Raw genomic sequence first — 10784 nt, forward strand, 5'->3', positions numbered from 1 at the left:
TGATGCCGATGAGCGGTCGGGGCGCTCCGCCCAGACTGTCGGCGGTCCATGGGAGCATCCGGAAGAAGTCAGCTAGGAGTCAACGGGCAGGAGCGTGCTACATGGCCAAGAAGGTCTTTCTGAGCTTCCACTACGACGGTGACGTGACCCGGTGTCAGCGCATCCGAAACATCGGCGCCATCGAGGAGGATCGCGAGGAGGTCAACGCCCAGCGTTGGGAAACCATCAAGGCGGGCGGCGATCAGGCGGTCAAGAACTGGATCGCGAAGGAGATGGCGGGCAAGGACGCCGTCGTCGTGCTGGTCGGCGGCGAGACGGCCTCCCGCAAGTGGGTCAGGTATGAGATCGAGAAGGCTTGGCAGGACAAGAGGCGTCTCGTTGGCATCCGTGTACACGGGATGCTTGACCTGAACGGCAACAAGGGTTTCTACGGCGAGAACCCCTTCGACAAAGTTTTCGACGCTGATGGCATGGCGCTCAGCCGCCACGTCACCCTCCACAATCCTAGCGGTATCGACAGTAAGGCTGTGTACGCCACCATCCGGGACAGTTTCGAGTCTTGGGTGAACGGCGCCGTCAAGCGCGCCTGATGAATCCCATACGCGAGCCGGACTGCGCCTTCTGCGACATCATCGCGGGGGACGCACCGGCTCGCATCGTCTCCCGGCGACTCGGTGTCACTGTGTTCCTGCCGGACGAACCGGCAACGCGGGGGCACGTCTTGGTGGTCCCAGACGATCACGCCGCCGACATATGGGCTCTATCTCAGGGAACAGCCCGAAATCTCGCCTCGGAGGTGCTGCGCGTCGCTGCCGCGGCGCGCGACGCCATGCGGCCCGAGGGGCTCAACGTGATCCAGTCGAACGGCCGGGCGGCCACTCAGACGGTCAACCATCTGCACGTCCACGTCGTGCCTCGATGGGCGAGCGACGCCGTGGAGGACTTTTGGCCGTCGCCGAACCCCAAATGGTCGACAGCAGACTTGGACGCGATGCGGTCCAGTCTTGAAGCCGCTGTGGCGACGTCCAAGCCTGCCGGATACGACATGGCCAGCGAGCAGGACCGAGAAGACCGACGAAAGCACCTTGACCTGATCTCGGGAGCCATTGGGCGGATGGCGGGGTCGTCGGCCGCGGCGAAGGGTTGGTCGGTCACGCTCGCTGGCGCAGCATTCGGAGTAGCCCTAGTGCGCGAAAGTTGGCCATTCATCGCGCTCGGCATTCTGACACTTATAGCGTTTGGAGCCCTTGATGCCCGGTACCTCAACGCCGAGCGTCGGGCCAGAAATGTCTACGACTCGGTTGCCGACGACAACTCGGTTGTTCCGTTGTCGATGAAGGGCTTAGCGACTCAGGCTCGCCCCCCTCGCTGGTGGTGGCCGAATCATTTCCGCAGTTGGTCTGTCTGGCTGTTCTATGGTCCGCTCGCGGTCGTCGGAGGCGCGCTCTTGGTCATCGCCCTATTCGCGGGCCCGGCGGAGAAGCCTGCGGGTTCGGAAACGCCCGGAAACACGCCCAGCCAGCAGCCGTAGCGCTCGGCAGAGAAGGTTGTCGCGATTAGGCAGTCGGTGTGCCCGCACCTAGCGTCGTGCGTCATTCCGTCGCCGTCGCTGCCGGAGCGCCCGCTCATGCCGCCATCGGCGCGTTCCCGTCGCCGGATCGGTTATCGGGACGGTGGGATCTGTCGCGACGCGCGGAGCAGCCGGATCCCCTGGCTGTCGCGGTCGACGGCGTGAGCACGACTGAGCACGCGCTCGGCGTTGCCCGGCACCTTCGCTCCCCGGTCGCGCCGGTCGGTTGGGGGCCGTTGCGCCACTGGCTCTGTCCCGGCCGCGCGGTGCAGCGCATCGGCCAGTCCTGTCGACAGATCAGCGGCCCGACCGACGACCTGCCGAAGACCGCCGAGGTCGGCGCCGCTGGTCCGCACGTGTCGTCCTGCGATCACCGCCTGGATGCGGTCCACGGGCATGGCTTCCATGGGGGGCAGGTCTCGGGCGTTCACGAACAGCTGGCCGGTGCGGGACCAGCGCTCGACCGCCATCGTGAGGCGGTAGGCGAGGACCGGCATGTGGCTTGCGACCTGCTGTACCGCAGCTGCCACGTCCGCGGACGTCCTCTGGCCGTGCTGCTCCCCCAATTCGGCGGGCACACCGACCGCGTTGCGCAGGACGCGGACGAGCGCCTGCGACGACGCGACGACGCCTCCGCGATCGCCTGGGGCTCCTCGACGTCCGTCGTGGAAGACCATGCTGGCGCGACCGGCAAGTTGCCAGGCGAGCCCGGAGACCAGCAGCGGTCCGGCGTCCTTCCCGGTCATGCCCGCCGCGACGGCGGCGTAGCGACTGGTGAGCTCGGCGGCAGCGACGGCGGCCCGGAAGTCCCGCAGTGTCAGGTCGTCGGCTTGCCGTGCGCGGTCGAGCGCAGCCAGGAGACCTGCGGCGGCGCCCAGGACGGTCACCTCTCCGGACGGCGGGCCTGCCGGGGGAACCAGACGCTCGAGCACCACGGAGGCCGCGGCGGTCGGCGGATCGGCCTGCGCGTCACGCTCGATCGTGGCGGCCAACTGGCGGACGACGTCCAGCTCCGGAGCTGCCGCCTCCGGCAGCAGCCGGCGACCGAGCCCTGCGCAGTGGTCGGCGACCTCGGCCACTTCGACGGTGACCGCCCAGCGGTGGGAGCGACCCATGAAGGACCGGTCGCGGCCGATGAGGTCGGCGGCGGCGCCGGCGAGGTCGGTGAGCGGCCCGCCGATGTGGGGCCACAGCCGGCCGGCGGTGGCGACAGCGGCTGCGAGTGCGGAGGCGTTGCGCTGCCGGTGGCTGTCGCCAGGGGTGAGCCCGTCCTCGGCCAGTCCGGACAGCGCCCGACCCAGGTGGGCCAGTGCTCCGCTGACGTCCTCGATGGTCGCCGCCGCGGGGCGGGAACCGGCTCGGTCGGTGAGGTCGTCGAGCAGCTGCCGCAGCGTCGTGACCACCGCTCAGCCCAGCCGTCGCAGGGCACGGCGGGCGGCGCGCGCGGCGTCGAGCACCGGTGTGCTGGCGAAAGTGCCCTCGTCGAGAAGGCCAAGTGCGCCCATCGCTGCGCGGATGCTGGCGACGGGATCGCCATCGATCAGCGGGACCGGTTCGGTGCGTCCGCCGGCGAGCTCGAGGAGTTCTGCAGCGTAGAGGCACTCCAGGGCGATGTCGGCAGGCACCTGCTCCCGGTCGGCGCCCACGGCGTCGAGCAGGGAGGCGGCATAGCCGAGTAGGTCGCTGACCGTGTCGACGGTCATGAGGCACGTCCTTTCCTCACGGGTTCGTTCTGTCGACGCTTGCGTCGCCGCGGCCGGCGGCGGGGGTGTCGCGGGACATCTGTGGAGGACCGACCGGGCTGTGCGCGTCCGAGGAACGCTGGTCGGTGGCGCCGCGCGCCGGCAGGGCGGCGGCGCCGTCGTCGAGCAGCCGCCAGTGCAGCTCGCGAGCCGGGTGCCGGGCGGGCAGCGGAGCGGCGGCGGCCAACGCAGGCAGCCGGGCAGCGACGTCGTAGCCGGCGGCCGCGGCGCGGGCGAGCGCGGCCGCCAGCGGCAGCCAGTCCGGGCCGTCAACGAGGCGGGCGTCGATGCGGGCCACGAGCTGCCGCCAGGCCGGGTCGGTGGCTGCGTCCTCGTCGCCGTGCTCGGGTTCGCTCTCCAGGTCGGCGGCGATCTGCAGGATGCGCGTGGCGATCGCGCGGCGGCCCTCGGCGGTCGCGGCGTCGCACCAGGCGGCCAGCAGGTCGGGGGTGTGCCGGACCATCCAGGCGCGGCTGATCCGCACGCCGGCGAGCAGCGACACCCACTCGCCGCGGTCGGACGGGAAGGCGTTGTGCATCACTGGCCTCCTGCCGCTTCGGCGGTGTGGCCGGTCGGGGTGGCGCCGAGGTCGCCGTCGAACGTCGCTCGACGCACCGCGGTCGCCTGCGGGCTCTTGTATTCGGCGGCCCATGAGCGGGCCGGCCAGTCGGTGTGCCGGCCGGGTGGACATCCGATGCCCAGCCGCTCGGCCAGGCGGGCGTGGAAGGCGGGCAGCGCGTAGCGGTGCCACTCCTCCAGCGCGTGCGGAGCCGGCGCGTCGGCGGCCGTCGCCCGCAGGCAGGCAAGGACCGCGAGTTCGTGCACGAGGTGGGGATGGGCGGGCCAGCAGGAGGGGATGGCCTGGGTGGTCTGCCAGGCGTAGCCGTGGTTGAGCCAGGCGGCGACGTCGTCCAGCCACGGCCACAGCCGGGCGCGCAGATGAGCCGAGCAGGTGGCCGGGTCCCAGGGCCGGTCGAGCAGCCGCAGGCCGGCGGGGTCGAGGCCGGCGTCCTCGGCCTGCCGGAGCTGCTCGAAGGCCCGGCGGATCTCCCGCGGCGGCGGCGGGAACGGCAGGGCCACGTGGGAGGCGCTCATCGAAGGCCCCGCTCGGCTGGGGTGAGACCCGCGCGGGCGGCCGCGGCGTGCGCACGACCGGTGCGCTCGGCCACGCTGGCGGTGTGCTCGCGGGCGGCGGCGACGCGGTCCCGGGCGGCGGCCTGCGCGGCCAGCAGCTGCGCGCCGCGGCGTCCGGTGAGGCAGCGGGTCAGCCCGGCGATCAGCGGTGGGGCGTTCTCCGCGACCACAAGGGCCCGGCCGGGCGGCAGCTGGCGGATCTCTTCCGGCCGCAGCACGGGCACGGTTTCGCCGTGGGTGGATCGTGACCAGCCGGTGCCCCGGTAGCTGTAGGACGTGCGCCGGACCCGGGTGCTGCCCAGCAGCTCGGAGAGTTGGCGGTAGAAGTCGCCGTCCTTGCCGCCGCCGAAAGCGACGAGCACGTTGGTGAGCCCGAACAGGGCGCGGGCCTCGTCCTCGCCGTAGATGAGCACCAGCTGCCGCCACGTCTGCGCGGCGTAGAGGAAGCTGACCCCGAGGGCTCGGTCGTTGGCCATCCGGGTGCGCAGGGTGGGCAGCGGCGCGGTGGAGGGCAGCTCGTCCAGGCAGGCCAGCAGCGGCGGGCACAGCCGCCCGGTCGGGGCGTCGCCTGCCAGTTGCAGGGCGGTGTCGAGGACGTGCTCGGCCAGAGCGGTCATCAGCGGGGCCGCCGAGGCGTAGGGATCCTCGCGGCCGAGCAGGTAGACGGTGCCGCCGGCGGCCAGCAGCGCGGCGATGTCGGTGGCCGGCCGACCGGGCCCGGGAGTGCACCGGCGGCGGATGGCCGCCTGGAAGAACAGGGTCAGCGCCTGCTGCACCGTGGTGGCGGTGTTTCCGGCGGTGCGCGGGTCGCCGTGCAGGGCGCCGTGCAGCAGACCGTCCCAGAAGGGCGCGGCGTGCGGATGAGCGCGCAGGACGTCGGCCGGCTGGGTCGCCGCCTGGGGGTGGGCGGCCCACTCCAGGACGTCCTCGATGGTTCGGCCGGTCAGCGCGGCGGCGTGCAGGTAGCCCTGGAGCACCTTGGCGGCTTCGAAGGCGTAGAAGCGGGCCGCCGAGTCGGTGGTCCCGCCGGTGACCGCACCGGGGACGGTGCCGGCGGTGAAGGCCTTGGCGCGGCGCTCGGCCGTCATGGGATCCACGCAGCCGGCGACGGGGTCCCACACCAGCTCCGGCAGTCCAGGAACCGCGCCGAAGGGGTCGAGCACGGCGACCGGGCGGTCGCCGGCGGCGCGGGCGTCGAGGGTGAGCAGCAGGTCCTCGGCCTTGGTCAGGGTGACCAGCGCCGCGCCGGGCGCGTCGAGCAGGGCAGGGGCGAGCAGGTCGAGGGTCTTGCCGGACCCCTGCGGGCCGTAGACGCCGGTCGTGCGGTCGAAGGGCACCCACAGCTGCCCGGCGGCGGGGACGGCGGCGTGGCCCAGCCGCCATCCCACGTCCGTGGTCATGACTCGGCGAGGCCCACGCCGACGAGCCGAGGCCAGGTCGGGACGGACGACGGGTCCGACCCGGCGCAGCCGGCCGCTGCCGAGCACGGCGCCGACCTGGCTGCGGGTGGCCATGCCCGACCGCCGGGTGAACCATCGGTCCCCGGCCCAGGCCGCTCCCCCGCTGCCGGCCAGGAAGAGTGCGAGGCACCCGGCGATGGCGGTGTACACAGCCGCGGGCGGCGGTAGCGCCGCCGTCTGCGCGGCGTCCAGGCCCGCGGTGCGGTCGCCCGTGAATAGGCCGCCGACGGCGGCGACCAGGGCGGCCGACCCGTCCGGCCACACCCAGCCGCCGCCGGCCAGCAACGCCGCGGCGGCGCGGCCCGCTGGTAGCAGCAGCGCGGCGGACACCAGCCACACCAGGGCGGCGGCCGTCGGGATCTCCCAGCCGGCAGGGCCGACGTCCTGGTGGAACCGGGCGGCGCTCACTGCCGCCGTCCTGTCGGCGTTCCGTTCATGGCCCCTCCTTCGTTGGTTCGCGGGCGTGGGTGGCTCATCCGGGGTCGGAGGCGTGCAGGTCGACGCCGCGGTCGGCCAGCCAGGGCACCGGGTCGACCGGCGCGCCGTCGATGCGGACCTCGAGGTGCAGGTGGACACCGGTGCTGTTGCCGGTCGAGCCCTGGAAGCCGACCAGCGTTCCGGCGGCGACGTGCTGGCCGGCGGTGACCGTGGACGCGGAGAGGTGCCCGTAGCGGGTGATCACCCCGCCGCCGTGGTCGAGCTCGACCAGGTTGCCGTAGCCGGCCAGGCTCAGGCCGCCGTCGCGGTCGCAGTAGTCGCTGGTGCACTGGGCTCGAAGCACGGTGCCGTCGGCGGCGGCGTAGACGGGCGTGTTGCGGGGGCCGGCGATGTCCACGCCGGCGTGCAGCATTCCCCAGCGGGACCCGTAGCCGGATGTGACGGTGCCGGCGGTGGGCCGGATCCACGCTCCGGCGGCCACCGGCAGTCCCGGGCAGACGGCGGGCGCCGCGCCGGCGGGGGCGGCCGCTGCGGCCTGGGCGGTCGGCCACAGCATGGCGGTCAGTTCCCGGGCCAGCGGCGCCCAGCGGGCGTAGGCGCCGCCGGCGGCGGAGACCTGCACGGCCTGGGCCGCCTGCGTGAGCGGGATGGTCTGCCAGTTGGGCACCTCGACCAGCCGGGCGTAGAAGGCCTCCGCGGCGTAGACGGGGTCCATGAGCTCGGCGACGGTGCCCCAGCCGGCCATCCAGCGCTGCTGGAAGGTGTTGACGCTGTCGTGGTCGGAGCCGAGCCCGTCGTGCGGGTAATGCAGGCTGGTCGCGGTCACTGCGGCCTGCTCGCCGGTGAGTTCGGGGCTGCTGCCGTCGTTGGCCAGCATCCGAATGCGGGATTCCTGGTAGGCCGTGGCCAGCGCCACCGTGGCCGCGTACGCATGGAGCCCGCGCGTCGCGGCGACGTCGGCGATGGTCTGCGCGTGGCCCATCTGGACGGCGTCCAGCTCGATGCCGGCGACGGTGGCGCCGGTGCCGCCGATCGAGCAGGCCGACGACGCAGTCGACGTCGACGCCTCGTGAGCACCGATTACCGCGAGCGGGATCAGCAGCAGCGTGAGCCCCGCGAACACCGGGAGGGCGCAAGGAGCGGCGGCCCGCCACAGCCACGCCCGCGCGTACGACTCCACCGCCCGCGCCGCCGTCCCGCTCACGTCGGGCCTCCGGCGGCGAGCGCCTCGTTGGTGTAGGTCAGCCGCAGCTCCGGCCCGGTGAGGACGGTCTGCACCTTGAACGCCCGGTCCCCGACCAGCCACAGCGCCCGGCCCTTGCCGGCGACCGCCCAGCCGGTGACCAGCCGCTGGGCGGCCGGCGCCAGGCCGAGCAGGCTGCCCAGCTCGTCGCCGACGGCCTGGTCCTGGCCGTGCAGCACCTTGACGTCGCACAGGTGCAGCAGGTCGCGGGCGATGGCGACCGCCTGGGACGCGGCGTCGCCGGCGGTGAGCATGTCCGACGGCTTGTGGGCCAGCAGGACCTGCACGTCGGCGTCGCGGCGGGACAGCCGCAGGTTGGCATCCAGGCTCTTCATCGCCTCGGCGCCCAGGCGCATCTGCCGCCACGTCTCGTCGCGGACGACGATCCGCAGATCACCGGGGTCGGCGATCTCCCGCATCGCCTGACCCCAGGAGTTCAGGCAGGTCAGCGCGATGCCGACGGCCTGGTCACCGAGCGGCTCGAGGCGGGACAGCGACAGGGACTGGATCGGGGCGCGCCAGTCGACCTCGATCGACGTGTGGTCGTCGAACAGCCCGGCCAGGGAGCCCTTGACCAGGGAGCCCAGCGCGTCGCGCAGCGTTCGGGTCGCGTCGAGGAAGTGCCGCCGGTCGGCGTAGCGGCAGCCGCTGACCAGCTCCGGCGGAGGCTCGTCCAAGGTCTGCCAGAGCTGCGGGATGGTCGGCTCGGTCAGCCGGGTGGCTGCGCTGCGGTACCCGGTGAGCAGGCGCAGCGCCGCACCGACGGCGGTCTCCTCCACCGGGCCGAACGGCACCGCCTGGGAGGCGACCAGCCCACGGAGCAGCACGAGCCACCGGGCGAACACGAGCGCCTCGCGGCGGCGGGCCTCGGCGGCGCCGAGTCGCTCCCAACCGTGCCCGAGCGGACCGAAGGCCAGCGGGTTGACGCGGGCGGGAAGGCCGTGGCCGATGACGAACGGCTCGACGCCGAGCGCGCGGCACAGCGGCTCGTACTCGTCCTTGGTGTCGCCGAGGACCAGGGTGCGGTAGCCGTAGGCGAGCATGCGCAGCGCGAAGGCCTTGACCGTGGCCGACTTGCCGCGGCCGGGCTTGCCGAAGACGACGACGTTCGGGTTGGTGACCGGGATGTCGTCGTCGGTGACCCACCCGACGGGGTCGCAGTAGAACGCGCCGCCCGACAGCAGGTCCAGTCCCATCTGCGCGCCGGTGGGTGGCAGACCGGAGGTGGCGATCAGCGGCCACACCACCGGCGTCTGCTCCGAGGTCATCCGCCACACCGACAGCGGGGCGAGCGCCGCCGCCCGGCCCCGGCCGCGACCGCGACTTCCGCGGCCGGGCACCAACTGGGTGAACGGGCCCCGTTCACGCGGTGCTGCATCCGCGGGAGGCAGCGGAGGCAGCCGGTGGCCGAAGTCGTCGAGCAGGACGGCGACGTCCCGACCCCGGCGAGTCCCGCGGCCGCTCACCGCCGGCTCCGGCGGTTGGGCAGTCCGACGCCGAGGGGAACGGCGGCGGCGGCGAAACCGGAGTCCTGCGCCAGGTCCAGCCGCAGCGGCACGTAGCCGGCCGCGCGGATGGACGCATCCAACCGCCGACCGTGCTCGGCCACCGGCCACGTCGCGGGGACCGTGACGCAGGCGGCGACGGCGGGGCGGACCAGGGCCCGCCCCGCCGCGAGCTTCTCGTCCGCCGCGCCGATCCGCTCGGTGTCGCGCCGCTGCCGGGCCCGCTGCCGGAAGCCCATCCGGGCGCGCAGCTCGTTGCCGGTGGTGGCACTCATCTCCTCCCGGCCGACCAGGCGGGTGGCCCGGTCCAGCGGCATCGGGGCCAGGAAGACGGTCAGGCAGCGCCGCTCCCCCGCCACCGTCGGCACCAGCACCGGGGCCAGCGCGCCGAGCACCGCTCCCGAGTCGGGAAGCAGGACGGTGTCGGTGACCGACGCCCACGCGTCGTGCGCGTAGTGCCGTACCTCGGCCCGGGCCTGGCTGGGGCCGGCGGCAGCCATCGGCACCCCGGTCGCCAGCTCGGCGCCGTCGGCGGCGGCCAGGTCGGCGGCGATGAGCTGGCCGCGCTCACCCGGGGCGAAGCCGGTGCGGACCGCGGCGGCGAGGGCAGCGGAGTCCAGCCAGGTGACCGCGGTGCAGCCGACCGCTCCGCGAAGCGCCGCCTCCACCTCGGCCATCACCCCGTGCAGGACCCGGGCGCGGCCGTCCACACCCCCGCCGGACTCCCGCGCGGCGCGGCTCATCCGCGCCTCGCCGACGACGACGGTGATGAAGGCCTCGGTGCGCACCGCGGCCGGGGTGAGGGTGGCCCCGAGGAGCGCGTTGATCCGGGTGGCCAGGGGTGCGGCGTCCGCGCGGGTGTGGGCTCGTTCCCACGCGGCGCGCTCGGTGCCGTCGTCGGGCACGGTACGTACCTGCAGGGCCAGGACGTCGACCAGCTCGGTGCGGGCAGCGAGTTCGCACAGCTCGGCCAGGCCGGCGCCCATCCGGTTGCGCTCGTCCGGTTCGGCCAGGCCGATCCCGGGATGGGCGATCGACGCGACGGCCGCCCAGGTCCGGGCCGCGCAGTTCTGCACGATCACCGGGCGGGTGAACAGCTGACCGAAGGGCGGCCCGTCGTGGGTGCGGATGCCGGCCAGGACGCCCGGCAGATCCGCCTCGGCCAGGTTCTCGGCCGTCCCTGACGCGGCCCGGGAGCCGAACACCGTCCATCCCATGAGTGCTCCGATCGCGTGCAGGAGCAGATCGACCAGCCAGCGGCCGGCCGAGCGCCCTCGGACCGGCACCAGCAGCACCGCGGCCAGCAGCGCCCACACCGTCAGCCACAGGACGAACAGGCCCCAGGCCTGGGCGTTGAGGGCGAGCAGCGCCGGAACCCCGGCGAGGGTGACCAGGGCCAGTTGGGCGCCGGTCATCCCGAGGAACCAGCCCGAGACGTCCCTGGCGTAGTCGCCGTATCGGGCCGCGCTCACCGCGCACCGCCGTCGCCAGGCCCGTCGTCGGTCCGCGGCATCCGCGGGGCCGGCGGATCGACCTCGCCCGGTTCGCCGGGCCCGGCGCCGTCGACGTGCTGCGCCGGCCAGGCCACGGCAACCGGGCCGTCGCCTCCGTCGGTCCCGTGCAGCTCGGACGTCGAGCCGCTGAGCGAGCGGGAGCCGTCCTCCCGGCCGGGCGGCCGCCCGAGCCGGGACG

At 73.8% G+C, this 10784-nt stretch carries 10 protein-coding genes and 1 pseudogene; 2 read left to right on the top strand and 9 right to left on the bottom strand.

The window, feature by feature from the left end:
* Positions 1-101 precede the first annotated feature (101 nt).
* Together OF117_RS20215 and OF117_RS20220 are read left to right on the top strand one after the other, a co-directional pair.
* Positions 102-590 (top strand): TIR domain-containing protein, encoded by a 489-nt coding sequence (locus OF117_RS20215; protein ID WP_263554650.1) that lies wholly within the window; start codon positions 102-104, stop codon positions 588-590.
* Positions 560-1531: an HIT family protein gene (locus OF117_RS20220; protein ID WP_263554651.1), complete on the top strand. Its 972-nt coding sequence runs from the start codon at positions 560-562 to the stop codon at positions 1529-1531. Before OF117_RS20215 ends, OF117_RS20220 begins: the two co-directional genes overlap by 31 nt.
* 131 nt (positions 1532-1662) lie before the next feature.
* Here OF117_RS20220 and OF117_RS20225 read toward each other — a convergent pair whose 3' ends face one another.
* The 9 genes and pseudogenes from OF117_RS20225 to OF117_RS20265 all read right to left on the bottom strand — a co-directional run.
* On the bottom strand, positions 1663-2973 hold the full coding sequence (locus OF117_RS20225; protein ID WP_263554652.1) for a hypothetical protein: 1311 nt from the start codon (positions 2971-2973) through the stop codon (positions 1663-1665).
* A gap of 3 nt (positions 2974-2976) precedes the next feature.
* Complete coding sequence (locus OF117_RS20230) at positions 2977-3273, bottom strand: hypothetical protein (RefSeq protein WP_263554653.1); 297 nt, start codon at positions 3271-3273, stop codon at positions 2977-2979.
* Between the two features lie 16 nt (positions 3274-3289).
* On the bottom strand, positions 3290-3850 hold the full coding sequence (locus OF117_RS20235) for a hypothetical protein (RefSeq protein WP_263554654.1): 561 nt from the start codon (positions 3848-3850) through the stop codon (positions 3290-3292).
* The gene (locus tag OF117_RS20240; RefSeq protein ID WP_263554655.1) at positions 3850-4407 is read right to left on the bottom strand and encodes a hypothetical protein; all 558 of its coding nucleotides are present in this window, start codon (positions 4405-4407) and stop codon (positions 3850-3852) included. The genes OF117_RS20235 and OF117_RS20240 overlap by 1 nt, the downstream gene beginning before the upstream one ends.
* The gene (locus OF117_RS20245) at positions 4404-6314 is read right to left on the bottom strand and encodes a type IV secretory system conjugative DNA transfer family protein (protein WP_263554656.1); all 1911 of its coding nucleotides are present in this window, start codon (positions 6312-6314) and stop codon (positions 4404-4406) included. The genes OF117_RS20240 and OF117_RS20245 overlap by 4 nt, the downstream gene beginning before the upstream one ends.
* Positions 6315-6378: 64 nt before the next feature.
* On the bottom strand, positions 6379-7548 hold the full coding sequence (locus OF117_RS20250; protein WP_263554657.1) for a M23 family metallopeptidase: 1170 nt from the start codon (positions 7546-7548) through the stop codon (positions 6379-6381).
* On the bottom strand, positions 7545-9053 hold the full coding sequence (locus OF117_RS20255; RefSeq protein WP_263554658.1) for an ATP-binding protein: 1509 nt from the start codon (positions 9051-9053) through the stop codon (positions 7545-7547). Before OF117_RS20255 ends, OF117_RS20250 begins: the two co-directional genes overlap by 4 nt.
* Entirely contained in the window at positions 9050-10564 is a 1515-nt protein-coding gene (locus OF117_RS20260; RefSeq protein ID WP_318014275.1) for an SCO6880 family protein, read from the bottom strand. Before OF117_RS20260 ends, OF117_RS20255 begins: the two co-directional genes overlap by 4 nt.
* Positions 10561-10784 (bottom strand): annotated as a pseudogene (locus tag OF117_RS20265) (hypothetical protein); the annotation flags it as partial. The pseudogene OF117_RS20265 and the gene OF117_RS20260, both read right to left, overlap by 4 nt.

It is taken from the genome of Geodermatophilus sp. YIM 151500 (genome assembly GCF_025716945.1).
Classification (GTDB): domain Bacteria; phylum Actinomycetota; class Actinomycetes; order Mycobacteriales; family Geodermatophilaceae; genus YIM-151500.

Bases quoted from the DNA above. Each gene is read 5' to 3' on its own strand.
- OF117_RS20230 (WP_263554653.1), bottom strand. From the start codon at position 3,273: ATGACCGTCGACACGGTCAGCGACCTACTCGGCTATGCCGCCTCCCTG.
- OF117_RS20215 (WP_263554650.1), top strand. From the start codon at position 102: ATGGCCAAGAAGGTCTTTCTGAGCTTCCACTACGACGGTGACGTGACC.
- OF117_RS20235 (WP_263554654.1), bottom strand. From the start codon at position 3,850: ATGCACAACGCCTTCCCGTCCGACCGCGGCGAGTGGGTGTCGCTGCTC.
- OF117_RS20240 (WP_263554655.1), bottom strand. From the start codon at position 4,407: ATGAGCGCCTCCCACGTGGCCCTGCCGTTCCCGCCGCCGCCGCGGGAG.